Annotated in this window: 15 protein-coding genes and 1 pseudogene; 6 read left to right on the forward strand and 10 right to left on the reverse strand. The window is 64.3% G+C overall.

The window, feature by feature from the left end; genetic code table 11:
* Positions 1–4: 4 nt before the first annotated feature.
* Positions 5–1,693, forward strand: a complete 1,689-nt coding sequence (locus tag B3547_RS02495) for an amidase (protein WP_292959845.1) — start codon at positions 5–7, stop codon at positions 1,691–1,693.
* Positions 1,694–1,734: 41 nt separating this feature from the next.
* Here the strand turns inward: B3547_RS02495 and B3547_RS02500 are convergent, their stop codons facing one another.
* The 3 genes and pseudogenes from B3547_RS02500 to B3547_RS22025 all read right to left on the reverse strand — a co-directional run.
* A complete protein-coding gene (locus B3547_RS02500; RefSeq protein WP_292959846.1) occupies positions 1,735–2,085 on the reverse strand; it encodes a hypothetical protein in 351 nt (116 codons plus the stop codon).
* 83 nt (positions 2,086–2,168) lie between these two features.
* Positions 2,169–2,642, reverse strand: a complete 474-nt coding sequence (locus B3547_RS02505; RefSeq protein ID WP_292959847.1) for an acyl-CoA dehydrogenase family protein — start codon at positions 2,640–2,642, stop codon at positions 2,169–2,171.
* An 81-nt stretch (positions 2,643–2,723) separates the two neighbouring features.
* Positions 2,724–3,281: pseudogene (locus tag B3547_RS22025) on the reverse strand (acyl-CoA dehydrogenase family protein); the annotation flags it as partial.
* 136 nt (positions 3,282–3,417) lie between these two features.
* Between B3547_RS22025 and B3547_RS02515 the strand changes: the two are divergent.
* Entirely contained in the window at positions 3,418–4,641 is a 1,224-nt protein-coding gene (locus tag B3547_RS02515) for an acyl-CoA dehydrogenase family protein (RefSeq protein ID WP_292959849.1), read from the forward strand.
* Between the two features lie 113 nt (positions 4,642–4,754).
* The gene (locus tag B3547_RS02520) at positions 4,755–5,108 is read left to right on the forward strand and encodes a GFA family protein (RefSeq protein ID WP_292959851.1); all 354 of its coding nucleotides are present in this window, start codon (positions 4,755–4,757) and stop codon (positions 5,106–5,108) included.
* A 64-nt stretch (positions 5,109–5,172) separates the two neighbouring features.
* Here the strand turns inward: B3547_RS02520 and B3547_RS02525 are convergent, their stop codons facing one another.
* Positions 5,173–6,363: an aromatic ring-hydroxylating oxygenase subunit alpha gene (locus B3547_RS02525; RefSeq protein WP_292959852.1), complete on the reverse strand. Its 1,191-nt coding sequence runs from the start codon at positions 6,361–6,363 to the stop codon at positions 5,173–5,175.
* Positions 6,364–6,520: 157 nt separating this feature from the next.
* Here B3547_RS02525 and B3547_RS02530 point away from each other — a divergent pair, with 157 nt between their 5' ends.
* Positions 6,521–8,014: an aldehyde dehydrogenase gene (locus tag B3547_RS02530; protein WP_292959853.1), complete on the forward strand. Its 1,494-nt coding sequence runs from the start codon at positions 6,521–6,523 to the stop codon at positions 8,012–8,014.
* A 52-nt stretch (positions 8,015–8,066) separates the two neighbouring features.
* On the opposite strand, the gene B3547_RS02535 is transcribed toward B3547_RS02530, so the two are convergent.
* The 4 genes from B3547_RS02535 to B3547_RS02550 are packed head-to-tail and all read right to left on the reverse strand — an operon-like array spanning position 8,067 to position 12,381.
* A complete protein-coding gene (locus tag B3547_RS02535; RefSeq protein ID WP_292959854.1) occupies positions 8,067–9,236 on the reverse strand; it encodes a thiolase C-terminal domain-containing protein in 1,170 nt (389 codons plus the stop codon).
* Entirely contained in the window at positions 9,233–9,637 is a 405-nt protein-coding gene (locus B3547_RS02540; RefSeq protein ID WP_292959855.1) for a Zn-ribbon domain-containing OB-fold protein, read from the reverse strand. The genes B3547_RS02535 and B3547_RS02540 overlap by 4 nt, the downstream gene beginning before the upstream one ends.
* Positions 9,634–10,857 (reverse strand): cytochrome P450, encoded by a 1,224-nt coding sequence (locus B3547_RS02545; RefSeq protein WP_292959856.1) that lies wholly within the window; start codon positions 10,855–10,857, stop codon positions 9,634–9,636. Before B3547_RS02545 ends, B3547_RS02540 begins: the two co-directional genes overlap by 4 nt.
* 24 nt (positions 10,858–10,881) lie before the next feature.
* A complete protein-coding gene (locus B3547_RS02550; RefSeq protein WP_292959857.1) occupies positions 10,882–12,381 on the reverse strand; it encodes a class I adenylate-forming enzyme family protein in 1,500 nt (499 codons plus the stop codon).
* A 196-nt stretch (positions 12,382–12,577) separates the two neighbouring features.
* Between B3547_RS02550 and B3547_RS02555 the strand changes: the two genes are divergently transcribed.
* Positions 12,578–14,197 (forward strand): GMC family oxidoreductase, encoded by a 1,620-nt coding sequence (locus tag B3547_RS02555; RefSeq protein ID WP_292959858.1) that lies wholly within the window; start codon positions 12,578–12,580, stop codon positions 14,195–14,197.
* A gap of 150 nt (positions 14,198–14,347) precedes the next feature.
* Positions 14,348–16,810, forward strand: coding sequence for a TonB-dependent receptor (locus B3547_RS02560; RefSeq protein ID WP_292959859.1), 2,463 nt, complete (start codon positions 14,348–14,350; stop codon positions 16,808–16,810).
* A 155-nt stretch (positions 16,811–16,965) separates the two neighbouring features.
* On the opposite strand, the gene B3547_RS02565 is transcribed toward B3547_RS02560, so the two are convergent.
* Both B3547_RS02565 and B3547_RS02570 read right to left on the reverse strand, forming a co-directional pair.
* Positions 16,966–17,667, reverse strand: a complete 702-nt coding sequence (locus B3547_RS02565; RefSeq protein WP_292959860.1) for a TetR family transcriptional regulator — start codon at positions 17,665–17,667, stop codon at positions 16,966–16,968.
* A 207-nt stretch (positions 17,668–17,874) separates the two neighbouring features.
* The gene (locus tag B3547_RS02570; RefSeq protein ID WP_292959861.1) at positions 17,875–19,161 is read right to left on the reverse strand and encodes a tyrosine-type recombinase/integrase; all 1,287 of its coding nucleotides are present in this window, start codon (positions 19,159–19,161) and stop codon (positions 17,875–17,877) included.
* Between the last annotated feature and the right edge of the window lie 175 nt (positions 19,162–19,336).

A 19,336-nucleotide genomic window follows, 5' to 3' on the forward strand; every position in this document is an offset into this window, starting at 1 on the left:
CGGGATGGCCAGCGGCAGGAGGGAAATTCTCAAGGGGCTGGCCATCACCGGCGCTTTTGCATCGACCAGGGCGAACGCCGCGCCCGCCGCGACGAAAACGGGCTTTTCCCCGGCAAGCTGCCAGGGATTGACCGGCCTTTCGTTCGACGCGGCCGAGCAAAAACAGATGCTGGGCGCGCTCGAGGAGAACGTGGAGCGGGCACGGGCCATCGCGCAACTGCGGCTGGACAATGCCCTCCCGCCCGCCGAACTGTTCAACCCGTGCCTTCCCGGTTGGCAACCCCGGCCACCGGCCGGGTCCATCGCCGCGACGCCGCACCTGCCCCAGCGGCCGGACACCGGCGAGGCGATCGCGTTCGCGCCCGCGTGGCAGCAGGCCGGCTGGATCGCCGCGCGGCGGCTTGGCGCGCGCGAACTCGTCGATATTTATCTGGGCCGGATCGCCGACCGCGCCCCTCGCCTGCAATGCATCGCAACGCTGACGGCGGACCAGGCCCGCGCAGAAGCCACGGCGCTCGATCGCGAGACCGCCGCCGGCAAGAGCCGGGGGCCGCTCCATGGCCTTCCCTATGGCTTGAAGGACCTGATCGACACCGCCGGGATACGCACGGCCTGGGGGGCGGAGCCATACCGCGACCGCGTTCCCGCCCACGACGCCACGATCGTCCAGCGGTTGCGGGAAGCGGGCGCGGTGCTGATCGCGAAAACCACCTGCGGCGCGCTGGCCTATGGCGATATCTGGTATGGCGGGCGGACCCGCAATCCCTGGAATATCGAGGAAGGGTCATCCGGGTCTTCCGCCGGCAGCGCCGCCGCCGTTGCCGATGGCCTGTGCTCGTTCGCGATCGGTACGGAAACCATGGGTTCGATCATCGCCCCCGCCGCACGGTGCGGAACGGTGGGGTTACGGCCCACGTTCGGACACGTGCCGCGCACCGGTGCCATGGCCCTGTGCTGGTCGCTCGACAAGATCGGTGTGCTGGCGCGTGACACCATCGACACTCACGCGGTTCTTTCGGCGATCCACGGCCAAGATGGCGAGGACCCCTGCGCGGTCGATCAGCGCGTGTCGCCGCTGCCTGCGGTCGACCCTGCCGCCGTGGCTATCGGTTATCGTCCCGAATGGTTCATCGATGGCCCGCCAACGGATCGGCGCGCACTCGAAGCGGCCCGCCGCGCGGGCTTCCGTCTCGTCGAAATCGATCTGCCCGCCACGGACGTTGCTCTCCTGGGCGGGATCGTGGCGCTGGAATCCGCCGCCGCGTTCCGCGAACTGACCGCCGACGGCAGGGACGCCATGCTCGCCTGGCAGGATGATACCGCCTGGCCCAATACCTGGCGTGCCGCGCAATTCGAAACGGCCGTCAACTATATCCAGGCGCAACGGGTGCGTCGCAAGCTGATGGTGGAATTCGCGCACGCGATGCAGGGGGTCGACGCGATCCTGCACCCCAATGAGGCCGGCCACCTGCTCCCGATCGGCAATTTTTGCGGATATCCGGCGCTGATCGTGCCCGCCGGCACGATCGAACAGCCGACGCGCGAGGGTTTCACCGACTATATCGCACCAGAGCACGTCGCGCCGGGGGCCAAGCTTCACAAGGTTCCTTTCGGGATCACCTTGACCGGCCACCTGTTTGATGAAGCGCGCCTGATCGGGATCGGCAGCACCATTGCAAGCGGTCTCGGCTGAATTGTTCCCATTCTTGTGAGTATCGAAACTCTCCACAGCCTTTACCCCCTGACCTCGCGCAACATCCGCGCGGCGGCATTGGACGAGGGCGCCAGCTTGCGGCCGTAGCGCAGGGCGGTCGCGGTGGAGGTCCAGCGCAGGGCTTCGGCGATCGGCCCAGCGTCTTCGTCGCTGGCGAACAGATGTTGCGTGAGCCCGGCCCGCAACGAATGCGTGCTCAGCGCGGCGAGCGCGGCCTCGAGGTCCGTCCCGAACAGGTTGACCAGATGCTCGTCCGCCGCGCGGCGCGCGGTGCGCTTGATAATCAGCCGCACCGCCGCCGGGGTCAACGCCTCCTCGCCGACGATATAGGTCGTCGTGACGCCGTCGATGTGCTGGCGGCAACCCGCCATGCGTGCCCTGGCTGCGCCACGAGCTCGCTAGCAATGCCTATTATGAAATTTTCGGTTATTGACGTGATTTATATTCACGTCGATTAAAGCATCAAAGTTGCAAGCCGCGCCGCGTGCCAAAGTTCGCTGCCGTGCTCCTGCTCAATCCGCGTTGCGCGCTTGAAACAGTGTCCGATCGCGAGTTCGTCCGTCATCCCCATCCCGCCATGGAGTTGCACGGCGTTCTGCCCGACAAAGCGGCAGGCACGCGCCACGACCACCTTGGCGGAAGACGCGGCGCGCGCGCGCTCCCGCGCCGGCGCATCCAGTTTGCAGGCTGCAAGCACCGCGGCCGCACGGACCTGCTCCACCTCGATATGCATATCGACCATGCGGTGCTGCAGCGCTTGAAAGGAGGCGATAGGCTGGCCAAACTGCTTGCGTTCCTTGCAATACGCCACGGTATCGCCAACCATGCGTTCGAGCAGACCCGCCGCTTCCGCTGCCTGCGCCGCGACCGCCCTGTCCCGCCATTCTTCGAGCAACTCCAACCCCTCCGGGCCATGGCTGATCGCCATGCCGCTCCCGACGCGGACGTTGTCGAGCGCAACGTCGGCGGCACGCCGCTCGTCGATCGTGGGGTAGCACGCCATCGTCAGGCCTGGCGCATCGGCCGGAACGACAAACAGGCCCACGCCACCATCGCACCGGGCCGCCACAATCAGCCAGTCGGCCCATGGAGCTGCGACAACCATCGCCTTGCGTCCGGAAAGGACCCAGTCTTCTCCATCGCGATCCGCCTGCGTCGCGATGCCGGCGAAATCGTACCGCATCTGCGGTTCGCCAACCGCCACGGCGAGGATCGCTTCACCGGCCAACGCCTGTCGCAGAACGGCCTGCGCACCCGCGCCGCCCCTGGCGAGGAGGGGAATGGCCTGAAACGCCGTTTCGGGCAGCGGCTCAAGGCAAAGGTGGCTGCCCCATTCCTCCATCACCACCATTTGCTCGGCGCCGCCACCGCCCATTCCGCCCGCCTGCGTCGGCGCGACTATTCCGAGCAATCCCAGATCGTGCGCAAAGGCGCGCCACATCGCGGGCTGGTAGCCGGGTTCCGCGCGGGATGCCGCAACACGTTCCCGGAAACCATAGCGCTGCCCCAGAAACTGCCGCAGCGTTGCCTTGAGCAACGACTGCTCATCGCTGAGATCAAAATCCATATCGCCCAATCTGTACCATGTGCAGAGGCCGACACACGAAGGCGGCCTGCTTCCTCTCGTTCGCGATGCGCCTTAATCTAATGATATAAGATTATTGACATTGCAACCCTCCGGGTGCTGAAACGAGACCATGGATATGGACTGGACACAAGAGGATCGCCACTTCACCGACGACGTGCGCGCATTCCTTTCGGCCGAACTGACCCCTGAACTCCGCGCCGCCGGCCGCTGGATGACCAGTGTTTATGGCGATCACGAACTGTCGCTCGAATGGCAGCGCAAACTGCACGCCAGAGGATGGGCCGCTCCATCCTGGCCCAAGGCTTACGGCGGAGCCGAATGGTCCGTTACGCAGCGCTACATCTTCGCGCGGGAACGGATACTGGCCGGAGCACCGCCGGTGTCGCCAATGGGCATCAGCATGTGCGGCCCGGCTTTGCTGGGCCACGGCAGCGAGGAACAGAAGCAATGGTTCCTGCCCCGTATGCTCACAGGCGAACATTTCTGGTGCCAGGGATATTCCGAACCGCATGCCGGCAGCGATCTTGCGCCGTTGCGGATGAGCGCCGAGCGCGAAGGCGACGTGCTGGTGTGCAACGGCACCAAGATCTGGACCACGCACGCCAATGTCGCCAACTGGATATTCTGTCTCGTGCGCACCGGTAAATATGACCGGCCGCAACAGGGCATAACCTTCCTGCTCATCCCGATGGACAGTGCGGGTATTTCGGTGACGCCCATCGTGATGACATCTGGCGAGCATATCCAGAACCAGATCTTCTTCGACAACGTCAAGGTCCCCCTATCCAACGTGGTCGGCCGCATCGACGAAGGGTGGACGGTCGCCAAATACCTTCTGGAATTCGAACGCGGCGGCAGCGCCTATGCTCCCGAACTGCAGGTGCGGCTCGGCCGAGTGCGCGAACTGGCCATCGAAGCGGGCGGCGGCCTGGCCGAAGATCCCGTATTTCTGGGGAAACTGGCCACGGCACAGGCGCGCATCGACGTGCTGGAAACCTATGAATTCCAGACCATGGCCAACGCGGCAAAGGGCGGGCGGCCGGGCCTTTCGGGCTCGATCATGAAAATTCTCGGCACGGAACTCAGCCAGCACATAACCGAACTCGCGATGGAAGCTGCCGGCCCTTACGGCCTGGCATTTCAACCCCAAGCCGGGATGGCTGGCGGACCCAACCGGATCCCGCATTCCGCCGGACCGGCGATCGGCCCGCGCGCCGCGTCGATCGCTCCACTACGCTATTTCAACGACCGGGCCGGCTCCATCTATGCGGGATCGAACGAGATCCAGCGCAACATCATCGCGAAGGCGGGGCTCGGCTTGCCCACCGCAACCGCATAGCGCGCGCTCTACCGCACGAAAATCGCCAAGCGCTGTAACAACAGCCTGAAAGGAAAACGAAAATGATTGAGGGCGGCTGCAATTGCGGAAGTGTCCGCTATCAGATAGCCGGAATGCCGTTGCTGGTGGCGCAATGCCATTGCCGCAACTGCCGCCGCCAATCCGGCAGCGCCTTTTCGGTAAACCTGCTGGTACCGGCGAAGGCGCTCGCGGTGTCGGGCAAGGTGTCTGTCTATGCCGATCCGGAGACCGAATCCGGCGAACCCGTACTGCGCAAATTCTGTCCGGAATGCGGTTCCCCGCTGTTTTCGGAATCACGGTCCATGGGCGGGCTTGCGGTCGTGAAAGCGGGGACGCTCGACGATCCGGCCCCCTTCCCGCCTTCGGTCAGCGTCTGGACCGAAAGCCGCCTGCCATGGGTCGACTTTCCGGAAGGCCAGAAAACCTTCCCGCGCAACGCCAGCTAGCACACGTTTCGATCCGGCAGGCAGCACCGCATCGCACGATGCTTCCCGTCGCTTTGGGGGGGCGTTACTCCGGCAGGAATTGCCGCATGACCCCGTAGTAAGTGGCGATCGATGCTTCCAGGCCGGAATAGACGCAGGATTGCAGTGCTCCGGTCGTAAGGCCGGCGTGGCTGATCTCGGCCGCCCTGAAATCCTCATTGCCAAAGACATTGAGGATCATGTCGTAGGATCGCGCGTAAAGTTCCTCGGCCTTCGGATTGTCAGGCGCCGCCCGGGTCAGCATGTGGTACTCGACCGTTGTATGCGCAGCGCTGCGCGGATGCAGCATCATCACCGAAATGTACCACGGGCTGGTAATCACCACGCAATTGGGGAACATGTTGTAAACGGTGGTGACCGTCTTGTGGACGTTTTCGCCCACGATAGCGAGATCCTCGGGCACGAAATTGGCCTTGCCCGAAATCTGGCGTATCGTGGGGCCGAGCAGATCGACCACGTTGGGAACATCGGCGAACATTGGCCCCACGGTCTGCGCGTGCAGGCGCTGCACATGATAGCCTTCCAGGAAAGGTTCGAGAACCAGTTTCCAGTTTGCGGCAATCTCGAACCGCTTGCGGCCATAGACATGCAGGCGCGGAAGATCGAGCGCTTCCAGATCCTCGGCCAGTTCGGGCACGAGCGGCGAAAAGTCTGGCTCGGCGTTGCGGTCGAGCATGACCCAGATGATCCCGCCGTGCTCGCGCGCCGGCAGTTCAGCAAGATTGCGCGAAGCCTTGTCGAGGTTCGCGAACGTTTCCGGCCGGGCAACTGCGAGCAGCTTTCCGTCAAGACCGAAGCTCCACGCATGGTAGGGACAGGTCATGCGGGCGGCCTTCAGCGGCTCGCAGGTTTCAAGCAGCTTCGCCCCCTTGTGCTGGCAGGCATTGAGGAAGACGTGGATCTGGCCCTGCTTGTCGCGCGCTATGATAAGCGGAATGCCCAGCGCATCGTGCCCCATCGCGGTGCCGGGTTCCGCAACCAGCGCTGAAACGGCGAGCGGGATTGCCCGCGCACGAAACAGGTGCGCCTGTTCCAGCGCGAAACGTTCGTCCGAAATGAACATGGACGCCGGCGTCGTGAATTCGATCTGCGGAACGATCGCCTGATCGTGGCGGGCGATGCGCTTCATCGCCGTGCGCTGGCCCTCGCTCATCATGTCGAAAGTCTGGATCCGCTGAAGCGCGGGACCCCCTGCGAGTGCGGCGGGAGCGTTCATGGTGTCATCCTCTTCCGTATTCGATTCGGCGCAAGGCGTATCATCCGTCAAATCTACTGACAATAGATTTTACTGCTGTACACCCTTGCGGTCGAATAAATCTTATGTTCTTAGATTAAATGGCGCATGCTTCGCGATGCCCCATTGGGAGAGATCAATGACCCAGATTGCCGCCGCCCTCGCGCGCGTATCCAACCCGGACAAGTTGTTCATCGACGGCGAATGGATCGCTGTGGAGGGCAAGGCACGGTTGCAACCGGTGAATCCCGCGACCGAGCAAGCGCTGCAGGACGTTGCCGCCGCAGGCCCCGTAGAGCTGGAAAAAGCCGTCGCCGCCGCCCGCCGCGCCTTCGACCACGGCCCCTGGCCGCGCCTTTCCCCGGCCGATCGCTCCGCCGCGATGCGACGCCTCGCGGCCGCTTTGCGAGAGCGTGGAGCCACGGCGGACGCCTGTTGGCTGGGCCAGGTGGGCGTTCCCCGGTGGATGGCGAACGGCGCCAGCGCCGGTGCGGCTGGTCTGCTCGATATGTACGCGGCAATGGCCGAAACCTACCCTTTCGAGCGCGTGGCGCCGGCACACGGCGCAACGTGTTCGACCGCCGTCGTCGTGCGGGAGGCCGCCGGCGTCGTCGCGGCGATAGCGCCGTGGAACGGCCCGCTGGCCTCGCTTCTGGTCAAGCTCGCGCCAGCCCTGGCAGCCGGCTGCACGGTCATTCTCAAGCCTTCGCCCGAAACCCCGCTGGAAGCCTTCCTGCTGGCGGAAGCGGTGCAGGAAGCGGACTTGCCGGCTGGCGTCATCAATCTGCTGCCGGCCGATCGCGAGGTGTCCGATCTTCTTGTGCGGCATCCCGGCGTCGACAAGGTCGCTTTCACCGGATCGACGGCGGTCGGCCTGCATATTGCGCAGATCTGCGCCGGGCGGATGGCGCGCTACACCATGGAACTGGGCGGCAAATCGGCGGCGATCGTTCTTGATGACTACGATCCCGCCGCCCTCGGGCCGGCTCTGGCGCCGCTGATCACGTTGCTGTGCGGCCAGGTCTGCATCAACTTCAGCCGGATACTCGTCCCCCGCGCCCGGCATGATGCCTGTGTCGAAAGCCTGGTCGCGGCGATGAAGGCTGTTGTCGTCGGCAATCCCGAAGCCGACACGACCATGATGGGACCGCTGGCCATGGCGCGGCATCATCGCAAGGTCCTGTCGTATGTGGAACAGGGGATTGCCGAAGGCGCGCGTCTGGCAACGGGCGGGGGCCGCCCGCCGGCGCTCGATCGCGGATATTTCATCGAACCGACGGTCTTCGACCACGCCACCAACGACATGGCGATCGCGCGGGAAGAGATCTTCGGGCCTGTCGCGGCGGTCATCCCCTATGACAGCGAGGAAGAAGCCATCGCGATCGCCAACGCCAGCGAGTTCGGTCTGTCAGGCGGCGTGTTCACGCAGGATACCGAACGCGCCTATGCCATGGCGCGACGGATCCGGACCGGGACCTTCACCCAGAACGGGCGCGAGTTTGATCTCACCAATCCGTTCGGGGGCTTCAAGAAGTCGGGCGTCGGCCGCGAAGGTGGCGTGGAGGGACTGGAGGCTTTCTGCGAAACCAAGACGGTGTTTCTGCCTGCGGTTCCGCGCGGCTTGCAACCGTAAGGTCGACCGCCCCGGCATCGCCTCCCATGTTCGGGAAGCGATGCCGGGAAGTTCAGGGGATTTCGTTGGCGAAAATGGCCGAACTGACGGTCGGCGCCCCCGGTCCGCCCGCGAGCAGGCAGGTGCGTGCGCCGGCAACAGGGTTGGAGCTTTCCCCGCGCAATTGCCGCACCGCCTCAATGGGAAGGCCGATGCCATGAATGAAGCCCTGGGCGAGATTGCCGCCGGCGGTATTGACGGGCAGCTTGCCTCCCTGCGCGATCAGGTTTTCGAAACGGATCACCTCCGCCGCATTCTCGTACGTGCAGAAGCCATGGTCGATCAATGACATCACGCCCTGCGCGTCGAAATTCTCATAGAGTTGCACGCAATCGATATCGGACGGCGCCAGGCCGGTCTGGGCATAGAGATCGCGCGCCACCGCGCGGAAACCGCCTGTGGCATAAAGATCGTCCGCATCGTTCTCCAGCAGATCACCCCAACCGGCTTCGGTGCCTTGCGAACAGCCGAGCAGGTAAACCGGCTTCCGCGCCAGATCGCGCGCGCGCTCCGCCGAAACCATCAACAACGCGCCCGCGCCATCGTTTTCCCGGCTGCAATCGTAAAGACGGAAGGGCTCTGCAATCCAGCGGCTGCCACGCAGCGTCTCGATATCGAAGTCCTGCCCATAGGCCACGGCCTGCGGGTTGTTGCGCCCGTGATGATAGGAGGCTCGAACCAGATCCTCGACAAGATGCGGCGGCACGCCATGGTGTTCGAACAGGCGCTGGGCGCGAATGGCGCACATCTGCGCGGGCGCCACCAGCCCGGCGGCAAGCAGGTGATCGTTGAGGTGATGCGCCATCACCGCGGCGGACATGCGCCCGCTTGCCCCTTCGGCCAGCGCGCGGAACACCACCACGGCGGTGGCCTGCCCGCTGAGAATCGCTGCCGCGGCGAGACCAAACGCCCCGGCGATACCGCCACCGCCGCCGCCCCATACCGCGGCAGACCACGACAGGCGGCGGGTGCGAAGATCGCTCATCAGCCGGACCGGCTCGTTCTTGTCATCGCCATAGGAGACAAAGCCATCGATCTCGGAAGTATCCAGTCCGGCCTCGTCGCAGGCATCGCCGATCGCTTCGATCAGCAGGCTGCGCTCGGGCATCGGCGCCGCGCCCCGCTTGAACTGGCGCAGACCGACGCCGGCTATGGCGGTTGTGCCGTAGAGAGGGTGAGTCATGCCGCGCGGCTCCAGACGATCGTGGGAATGCGGTCCTGTCCTACGACCGTCTCATCCACCCGGCCGATCAGCGCTTCGCCGATCCGGGGGTTGGCGGGCGCCGGATCGTCCATCCTCCCCATCAGGCGCACGGCACAATCCTCCAGTTCCGCGACGACGGTCACATAGGGCAGATCGAGGCTTTCCGTATAACCGAAGCGGTGCCAGGTGCGTGTCCAGGAATAAACCTTCGCGCGCAACGGCCGCTCCTCCCACACCATGCCCGTCGATCCGCAAGCCGAACAGCGATGCCCGGCCGGCCAGCACCAGTGCGCGCAGGTGCGGCAGCGGGGCAGCAGCAACAGCCCCCTTTCCAGGCCCTGCCAGTAAGGCGCATCGGCGCCGTCGAGGCGATGATTCATGCCGCGCTCCAGGCGATCGGCAGCGCTTCCAGCGCCATGACCGTCCCAGTCCGGAACGGGCGGGGGGCATCCGTGGCGAGCCGGAAACGCTTCACCCGCTTGAACCATTCCTCGGTCAGCACGCGGATCTCGGCACGGCCAAGAACGTGGCCGATGCAAAGATGCGGACCGGTCGAAAAGGTGACGTGCGCGGTCTTCTTGCGATCGATGTCCAGCAGGTTCGGCTCTTCGAACTTGCGATCATCGCGGCTCCCGCACGGCAACAGGTTCAGCACCATGTCCCCTTCGCGGAACGGCACGTCCAGGAGATCGATGTCCTTGATCACCAGCCGGGGTGTGTTGACCACGCCGAAAAGACGCACCGCTTCGTCGGCAAAGGCGGTGGACAATCCTTCGGGATCGGCGGCGAGGCGTTCCTGGAGTTCGGGCATCTGCGCAAGCTGTTGATAGGCGAACCCGGTCACGTTGGTCACCGTATCCATTCCGCCAAGGAACAGCACGAAGCTCATGGCGAGGATTTCCTGCTCGCTCATGCGCCGCCCGTCACCCATGTCGGCCTCGATGAAGTGGGCCATCAGCTTGCCGTCGGGATTCGCGCGCTTTTCATCGATCAGCGCTTTCATGATGCCCAGGATCTGCGCGCTCAGCGCTTCGATCTGCCCGGCATCGTTCTGGTTCTCGAAGAAGCGCTCCGCCAGATCCCGGAATTCCCTGAGGCGCGTCAGGTCCATGCCCATCAATTCCATGAACACGCTGACGGGAAAGACCTTCGCCACATCCACCATGAAATCGAACTCGCCCTTGGCAAGAGCGGAATCGATGATCTGCCCCGCCCATTCGCGCAGGCGCGGCTCGATCGCCTTGACTGCGACAGGGCCGAACATCGGCGCCATGGCGCGGCGGTACGGGAGGTTTTCCGGGGGATCGAGGCTCAGGGGAATGAAGAACGGGGGGTTGGGCACGCGCGGAATCTGCATCTCGCGCACCGAAAAATGTTCGGGATCGCTGGCGACCGCCGCGATGGCGTCCATCCTGCGCACCATCCAATGCCCGCCGTTCAGCGGAGTCCAGAAGATGTCGGGCGCATCGGCTATGGCCGCAGTGTAAGTACCCTGCACATCGCTGCCGACACGCTCATCGGCATAGATATCGAAATCGAACACCAGGTGCTGCGGCACATGGGGCGGGATAACCCGCGGGAGCGCGAGATTCTGGGGCATGGATTCATGTCCTCTGGAAGAAGGTCAACGAACTTTGGGCAAACGCTCGTGCGCACCGGCATAGGCTTCACGCACGGCAACCTTGGACAGCTTGCCGGTCGCAAGCCGGGGCAGCGGCTCCGGCGAGAAGGCAACGTAGCGGGGCACCTTGTAGTTGGAGAGATTGGCGTCGCAGTGGCCGATCAACGCCGTGACATCCAGCTCCACCGGTCCATGATAGACCAGCAATGGAGTTTCGCCGAACTTTGGATCGGGTGCGGCGATGGCCAGCGCTTCCGCAACGCCGGGAAACTCGCAAGCCACCGCTTCGATCTCGGCCGCCGAGATGTTGAGGCCGCCCGAAATGATCAGATCCTTGAGGCGGTCGATAAACGTCAGCAAGCCGTTCTCGTCCATCACGCCGACATCGCCGGAATAGAGCCAGCCATCCCGCAAGACTTTCGCCGTCTCCTCCGGGTTGCGCCAGTATCCCACCATCATGCCGGGCGATCGCATCACGATTTCGCCCTGCTCACCCGCCGCGCAATCCGAACCATCGGGCCGAACCACGCGAATGTCGATAAACGCACCGCCCCAGCCGCATTTGTCGGGACTGGCCAGCGCCAGATGCTCGGGCATGATAGTCGCGTTGCCGCCCACCTCGGTCTGGCCGTATATCTGGCGTATAACGACCCCCCTCTCCCGCCAGGCATCGAGCAGCTGCCTGCTGACGCGCGATCCGCCCGATGTGGCCAGGCGCAACGAGGACAAGTCCGCCGACGCGAATTCCGGCAGGGCCGCGATGAACTCGAAAAAGGCCGGTACGGCGGCGAAGCAGGCAATGCGCTCGTGCTGGATCAGGTTCAAGGCCCGCAGCGGGTCGAACTGCGGCTCCATATACAGGCTGCAGCCCAGCACCGTGTAGTGCACAAGCTGCACGAACCCGGCGGACGTGTTGAGCGGAGCGAGCGTTATGACGCGCGAGCCCGGCCCAACCGCGGATTCCTCGACTGCCCAGTTGGCCGCGTAAGCGGTCATGGTGCGATTGGTATAGACGACGCCCTTGGGCTTTGCCGTGGAGCCGGACGTCGCGATGATGACCACGGCGGCATCGCTGGCCGGGTCGTGCGCCACGGATACCCGCGCGCCAGCCCGAAGGGCGACGATGTCATCCATGAGCCTGACGGTCAGGCCGGCCTGGCGCACGACCTCGGACTGCTCCGGCGCCGCGAAGACGATTCTTGGTTCCGTGGTTTCGCATAGCTCGGCGATCTCGCGGGCCTTGTAGCGGAAATTCACCGGGCTCACGATGCCACCCGCCCTGATCGTGCCAAAGATCAGCGCTACATAGGCCAGGCTGTTGGTTGAACAGATCGCCACTCTGTCACCCGGCTGCAGCCCGGCATCGGCCAGCATGGCAGCGATGCGTTCCGACCAATCGCGCAGGTCGCGGTACGTCAGGACATCGCCGGCAAGGACGACGGCGGGCTGATCGCCACGCATACGCGCCCACCAGGCAATCGCACCGGATATTGTCTGCGACATCGACTCCCCTTTCCACAGCCGGCCAGCTGCGAGCGCATCCTGCGCCTGTTGCGCCACAGCTAGCGCGACGCATACCTAATGACAATAGATTTCTAATCGAGCGCTTAAACCCGCTTGCGCAACGCTCCTCAAGCTGTCAATCTATGCATGTTAGATAGATCGCACGAAGGTGCGACGTTCAGGGTGAGATGATCGCGTGAACAGCTTTGACTATATCATAGCAGGAGCGGGTGCGGCAGGATGCGTTCTCGCCAACCGCCTGTCGGCGGACCCGGCGAACCGGGTGTGCCTGATCGAAGCCGGCCCCCGCGACAATCACCCCTTCATTTCCATGCCCAAGGGCCTTGCCAAGGTGATGGCGGACCCCCGGCATCTGTGGGCCTATGCGAGCAAGGAGGACGCCTGCACGGGCGGCGTCTCGGAAACATGGGTCCGGGGGCGGGTGCTGGGCGGATCGAGTTCGGTCAACGGGATGATGTATGTCCGCGGCCAACCCGCCGATTTCGACGCCATCGCCGAACTCACGAGCGAGGACTGGTCATGGGCGCATATCGGCAAGGCCTATGCCGCCATCGAGAATCACGAACTGGGCGCGGCCGAGACGCGGGGGGCAGCCGGCCCGCTCAAAATCTCGATGCCGACGCTGAAAGACGTTCTGTCCGATGCCCAGATCGCGGCCGGCACGGCAATGGGCTGGCCGCTGAAGGATGACATCAATGCTCCGGACAACGACGAAGGTGTCGGGCGTACGCCGCGCACGATTCACAAGGGCAAACGGCAGAGTGCCGCAACCGCCTTTCTGCATCCCGTCGAATCCCGTCCCAATCTGACCATCCTTACGGAATGCACCGTCGATCGCGTGATATTCCAGGGCCGGCGCGCCTGCGGCGTCGAAGTGCTGCGTGAGGGCAGGCGGGAAACGATCCCCTGCCACGGCGAGGTCATCCTGTGCGGGGGTGCCATGGCAAGCCCGGCGATTCTCGAACGGTCCGGCATTGGCGATCCGGTGCGGCTTGCGGCCCTGGGCATCGACCTCGTCCACCAGAGCGCGGAGGTGGGAGAGAACCTGATCGAGCATCGGGGACTGATCGTGCAATGGAAGCTCCGGCGCAACATCTCCCAGAACAGGGAGTTCAAGGGCTGGCGCCTATTGCGCTCCGTGTTGCGGTACTATCTCACACGCAACGGCCCGATGGCGGCGGCGGCCTACGAACTGGGCGCTTGGTTCCGCACACGCCCGGGACTGAATCGCCCCGACGCGCAAATGCTGATCGCCCCGTTCTCGTTCGATTTCGACAAGAACCGGCAGGATGTGGAACGGCACCCGGGGATGCACGTGGTGGTCTATGCACTGCGCCCTACCTCGCGCGGGAGGATCCACATCTCCACGCGCGATCCTGATGCGGCCGCGTCCTTCGAACCGAACTACCGTGCAAACGCCGTCGATCGGGAGGCGATGACAGGGGCGGTGCGCATCGTGCGGGCATGGGCCGCACAAGCTCCGCTCGCGGACCTGATCGAGGAGGAGACGATGCCGGGGCCACAGTATGCGACCGATGACGAAATCCTTGCCGCGTATGACCGGTACGGGACATGCGGATACCATGCCGTCGGCTCCTGCAGGATGGGGCACGACGCAAGTTCCGTGGTCGATCCGCGAACGCGGGTGCGCGGCGTGGATTGTCTGCGCGTGGTCGATACCTCGATCTTGCCGATGATTCCAGCCGGCAACACCCAAGGCCCCGTCATGGCCATCGCCTGGCGCGCCGCGGACCTGATTCTTTCAGACCGGGAGAGTTTTTCCAGAGCGGCATGAAATAGCGCCCCCGCGCTGTTCATCCAGCGCAGGGGCGCATCGCACACTAAAATCTATCATTATTAGTTTTAACAGTGGCAGTTTCTTCGACTTCGACCACGGAAGCTGCCCGCAAACGGCGAAAGCCGCCAAACACATGGGGAGGAAATGATGATCCGTCGGAATAACTCGCGCGCGCTGTACCTTTGCTCGGCGCTGTCTTCGTCACTCGCGGTAATGGCGGCAACGCCCGCGCTTGCGGCAGACGAAGGGCGCCCGGCCGCCACGCAGGCCGCGACGGACCAGGGCGGCGCCACAACCGAAGAAATCATTGTCAGCGCGCGGCGCCGGAACGAGCGCCTGATCGATACGCCGGTGGCGATCACGGCGGTAAGCGGTCAAGCGCTTACACAATACCAGGCGACGCGCGTCAGCGACATTGCCACCATGGTCCCTTCGCTGATCGCCGGCAAAGCGGCCTCGGGCTCGTCCGCATCGATCTTTCTGCGCGGCGTGGGATCAACCGCGCTCAGCGCCGGGTTCGATCAGTCGGTCTCGTTCGTGATCGACAATATCGCCATGAGCCGCGGGCGCGAGATCAGCCTGCCGCAGTTCGACATCAAGGGCGTGGAAGTGCTCAAGGGGCCGCAAGCGCTGTTCTTCGGAAAGAACACGACCGGCGGCCTTATCAGCGTGACCAGCAATGGCCCTACGGACAGCTTTGAAGCCGGCATCAAGGGAGGCTACGGCTTCTATGCCCGGGACCGCTATGTCGAAGGGTACGTATCTGGCCCCGTCACCGACACGATCCGCGCGCGCCTTGCCGGACGTTATTCGAAGAGCGACGGCGCGTTCGAGAACACCGCCGCCGCGACCTACACGAACTATATCCCCGGACAGTTCCGCACGCGCAATTCCGATCGGCGCGGAGGCGCCGAAAGCTATGGCCTGCGCGCTACGATCGATGCGCAAGTGACCGACAGCTTCAAGCTGGAACTGAAAGCGGGCCTGACCAGCGTGGTCGATGGCGGCCCCACCGACACGCTGGAGCGGCTCTGCGGCGGTGGTCGCACCAGGCCCATCCCCGCCACCCCGGCTCCCGGCCTGTCATTCCCCGCAAGCCCCAACGCGGATTGCAAGATCGACGGGCGTTCCGACAGTTCCGCCCTTCCCGTACAAGTCGCCACCACCGGCATGCGCTATGCCGGCGACGGCAAGCTCTATGCCGACTTCAAATCGCAATACGCGGTGTTGACCGGCACGATCGACAGCAATCCATTCAACGTCACGTCGATCACCGGTTATTATCACTTCAAGCAGAATGACCTGAACAACGTGAGCGGTGAAGCCTATCCGGCCAGCTTCTCGCAATATGCCGATTTCAAGCAATTTTCGGAAGAACTCCGGTTCCAATCGCGTTTCAGTGGTCCTTTCAACATCCTCTTCGGCGGGTACTACGCCCACGGCAAGTTTGTGTTCAACACTGATGCCTACATCGTCCCGCTGCCGCTCGATCCGATCAACAACACCTACGTGACCTTCAAAAGGGATGATGGCTTTTCGACGGATTCCCTGTCGTTCTTTGCCGAAGGAACGCTCAACCTGACACGGCAGATCGAACTCTCGGGCGGCGCGCGATACAGCCGGGAATCGCGGTCGAGCTACCAGCGTTCGCTGCCGGGCCACATCGCGTTCGCCTCGACCTTCCCGGGCGGCATCGCGCTCAACGACAAGTACGATGAAGGCAATCTCTCGCCGCAGGTCACGTTGCGCTACAAGCCATCGGAGGATCTGACGCTGTATGCGGCCTACAAGCAGGGCTTCAAGGCGGGCGGGTTCAATATCTCGCAAAGCCTTACGCCTGCCGCTTCGGTCGCCGCGGGGCGCTATAAGTCGGAAACAGCCGAAGGCGGCGAAGCGGGCATCCGCGCGTTGCTGCTCGACCGCCATCTCAGCTTCAACCTGACCGCCTACCGCTATGTCTATTCCAATCTGCAGGTGCAGTTCTTCGATCCGACCACCGTATCGCTTACCGCCGGCAACGCCGGCAAGCTGCGCACGCAGGGGATCGAAGCCGAGGCCAATCTGCGCGTTCCTGGCGTGGCCGGCCTGTCTCTGCGCGGGGCCGCGGCCTACAACGATGCCAAGTACCAGGATTTCGTCGGCCAGTGCTATCCGGGTCAGACCATTGCACAGGGCTGCAACCTGCTTCCCGCGGGCGGGGTCTTCAACGGGCAGAACTACAGCGGGCGCACGCCGCCGAAGGCCCCCCACTTTGCCGGAAGGGCGGGCTTCACCTACGAAACGCCGCTGGGCAGTGCGCTCTCGCTGCGCCTCAACAGCGATGTCTCCTATACCTCGAAGTATAACTTCACCGACGCACTGCGCCCGGATGCCGTCCAGCGCGGTTATGCCAAGGTCGATGCCTCGCTTTCCGTGTCCGGCAATGACGGCATGTGGACCGCTTCGGTGATCGGGCGCAACCTGACCAACAAGCTCGTGGTGACGGCCGCCAACGACATTCCGTTCGCAGGCGGGACCGGAACCGGAACGGCGAACGGGACCGTTGCCGACATGTCCGCCTTCGTGGACAATCCCCGCGAGGTGTTCGTGGAAATCGGCTTCAAGTTCTGACTTTTCCTCTCCACCGGAAAAGCCTGAAGGGGGCGGAGCCGCAAGGCCTCCGCCCCCTCTTTTGTGCCCACAACCGCAACGCCATGATGCGTGTCGCAGAGAGCTGGAATTACGGGCTCGCCGGCTGTCCATTTCGACTTCAGCGCTGAAGAACGCTACTTGTCACCATATCGGAAACGCAAGCCGTCCAGAATAACCCGCAACGCTTCCACAAAAGCGGCTTCCTCATCCTTCGGCGCAACGTCGATCGCGGCGGCCAGGAAAGGGAATTGTTCCCGGTTCAGTTCGGGCGTGGGAGGCGTATGATGGCTCGCCGCCGCCGCCGCGAAAAGCGTGAAACCAAACGTGAAGCGTTCGATCGCTTCGAGAACGACCACCTGGTGCTCCGCGGGATAGGGGCACGTTGCCAGCGTGCGTTCGTACGCCGGCAAAACCACCTGACGCGGAAAGAAGCGCAAGGCCAGGGGCGCGGCATTCGGATGGCGCATCGTGACGCGGTACGTCGCGAGCGCCAGTTCGATCGTCCGCGTTTCCCAGTCCTCGGACCAGATTTCCTGCTCAACGTTGATCCTTTGCAGCAGCAGGCGCGCAACCTTGACGAGCAGTTCCTCCTTGTCGCGGAAGTGGTGATACAAGGATGGTGCCCGCACACCCATCTGCTGCGCCACAGCCTGCAGGCTCAGGCCTTCGAGGCCGCAACGATCGATTATCTCAAGCGCGGCCTCTGCAGCAGTGTTCCGCGTAATCAGCGGAGAAGCTGGTCGCCCTGCCCGGGGTACGCGCCGTCCGTCGTGCAGTACGCTCGAGGCCTTGGTAGCGCGTCCGGACGTTTTGGGCGTTCGTTTTCCGTTGCTCATCAACGATCCTGCTGCCTTCTTATTGGGACCCTGTCTATAGCTCTTAGATTTGGAATGCGGATTTCGAGATCATCGCGCCCAGGATGCGGCGCCATTGCCGACCACGATTCCTGTCCCAGGATATCGAAACCGCACAATTGCACTATCGGCGAGCGTAGCGGTGCTGTCGCTTCACGCCAATCCGGGACGCTTCACAGGCTCCCCTCCCTACCCCCTGACCTTGCCCAACATGCGGGCGGCAGCATTGGACGAGGGTGCCAGCTTCCGGCCATAGCGCAGGGCGGTCGCGGTGGAGGTCCAGCGCAGGGCCTGGGCGATCGGCCCGGCGTCTTCGCCGCTGGCGAAGAGGTCCTGGGTAAGCCCGACGCGTAACGAATGCGTGCTCAGCGCGGCGATCGCCGTGTCGAGATCGGCCCCGAACAGGTTTACCAGGTGCTCGTCCGCGGCGCGGCGCGCGGTGCGCTTGATGATCAACCGCACCGCCGCCGGGGTCAGCGCGTCGTCGCCGACGATATAGGTCGTCGTGGCCAGCACGGGCCTTGTCCCGGCGCGCGACGCCTGTCCCGCCGGCAGGCGCCAGCGCAGGCCTGGCGGCGCCGGCGGATCGGACGCGGCGATGGCATCCCGCGCGCGGGTGCGGATCACCCCGATCCGGCGGAATAGCGGCCCGGACACGATCCCCGCCCCCGCCAGCCAGGCCCGCACGCGCCGCACGGTATCGGGCGAGAGCCAGGCATAGGCCCCCTGCCCTTCCTGGTCGGTCTTGGACGTCGGCACAGTGAGAATAGCGGAGCCGTCCTCGCTGACATCGATGCGCTCAGCGTTCACGCGGACCAGTTCGGACACGCGCAGCCCCGTGTCGTAGGCAAGCGAGAGCAGCGCGGCGTCGCGCAGGCCCGGCAAAGTTCCGGAACAGGCCGCGAGCAGCGCGCTGAGCGTGAACCCCTTTGCCGGTTCGTGACCGATCCCTTCGCCATAGCGCAGGGGTCCCGCCTGGCGCTGGGCCGCGCCCACCCGGCGGCGGAAGCCCCGTATGGAGTCGCGCACCACGCCCGCCCGTGTCGGGTTCGGCGCTCCCAGCAGGCCGTGCACGACCGCGAGGCTGGCAAGCCGGCGGCCGACCGTCGCCGGCTTGAGCCGCCGCGCCTCGCAATCCTCGATGTAGCCGACGATCCGCGCTTCGCTCGCCGGCAGACCAAGCCCGCCGGCACGCGCGCAGAAGCCGGCGTAACAGGCCATGTCGTTGGCCAGCGCCTTGACGCTCGCAGGCGCGCGCGCCTCGAGGCTCTTGCGGAAGGCAAGCTGGTCGATCGCGCTCCCGCCCCCGGCAAGCCGCGTCAGCAGGGTAACCAGTTGCGCGACGCGATCACCGGCGCGGCCCGCCCGTCGGTGGGGCAGCGGCGTGGCGCCGGGCGCCTGGACCACGACGAGTTCGCCAGAGGTGCTTGGCGTGGCATCGGCGCCGCCGCGCCTAGGGAAGGATTTAGCGGTCATCCGGACCGGATAGGCGGCTTTTCCACACCTGTCACTATCGATAATGTCCCATTATCGATAGTAGCGCCCGCAAGGCGTATTGGGCGTTGTATATCTAGGCCGTGAACCCATAAAAATTGCAAGGGGCGGCCGAGGCAGCATGGCTATTCGATTTGGACACCTCGAAGAACCGTCT

Source organism: Novosphingobium sp. UBA1939 (assembly GCF_002336885.1).
In the GTDB taxonomy this organism is placed as follows: Bacteria; Pseudomonadota; Alphaproteobacteria; order Sphingomonadales; family Sphingomonadaceae; genus Novosphingobium.

Excerpts from the sequence above, each read along its gene's own strand:
- B3547_RS02500 (WP_292959846.1), bottom strand. The coding sequence starts at position 2,085 with ATGGCGGGTTGCCGCCAGCACATCGACGGCGTCACGACGACCTATATC.
- B3547_RS02545 (WP_292959856.1), bottom strand. The coding sequence starts at position 10,857 with ATGCCCCAGAATCTCGCGCTCCCGCGGGTTATCCCGCCCCATGTGCCG.
- B3547_RS02495 (WP_292959845.1), top strand. The coding sequence starts at position 5 with ATGGCCAGCGGCAGGAGGGAAATTCTCAAGGGGCTGGCCATCACCGGC.
- B3547_RS02505 (WP_292959847.1), bottom strand. The coding sequence starts at position 2,642 with ATGGCGATCAGCCATGGCCCGGAGGGGTTGGAGTTGCTCGAAGAATGG.
- B3547_RS02530 (WP_292959853.1), top strand. The coding sequence starts at position 6,521 with ATGACCCAGATTGCCGCCGCCCTCGCGCGCGTATCCAACCCGGACAAG.
- B3547_RS02540 (WP_292959855.1), bottom strand. The coding sequence starts at position 9,637 with ATGAATCATCGCCTCGACGGCGCCGATGCGCCTTACTGGCAGGGCCTG.
- B3547_RS02565 (WP_292959860.1), bottom strand. The coding sequence starts at position 17,667 with ATGAGCAACGGAAAACGAACGCCCAAAACGTCCGGACGCGCTACCAAG.
- B3547_RS02550 (WP_292959857.1), bottom strand. The coding sequence starts at position 12,381 with ATGTCGCAGACAATATCCGGTGCGATTGCCTGGTGGGCGCGTATGCGT.
- B3547_RS02560 (WP_292959859.1), top strand. The coding sequence starts at position 14,348 with ATGATCCGTCGGAATAACTCGCGCGCGCTGTACCTTTGCTCGGCGCTG.
- B3547_RS02525 (WP_292959852.1), bottom strand. The coding sequence starts at position 6,363 with ATGAACGCTCCCGCCGCACTCGCAGGGGGTCCCGCGCTTCAGCGGATC.
- B3547_RS02520 (WP_292959851.1), top strand. The coding sequence starts at position 4,755 with ATGCCGTTGCTGGTGGCGCAATGCCATTGCCGCAACTGCCGCCGCCAA.
- B3547_RS02570 (WP_292959861.1), bottom strand. The coding sequence starts at position 19,161 with ATGACCGCTAAATCCTTCCCTAGGCGCGGCGGCGCCGATGCCACGCCA.
- B3547_RS02515 (WP_292959849.1), top strand. The coding sequence starts at position 3,418 with ATGGACTGGACACAAGAGGATCGCCACTTCACCGACGACGTGCGCGCA.
- B3547_RS02535 (WP_292959854.1), bottom strand. The coding sequence starts at position 9,236 with ATGACTCACCCTCTCTACGGCACAACCGCCATAGCCGGCGTCGGTCTG.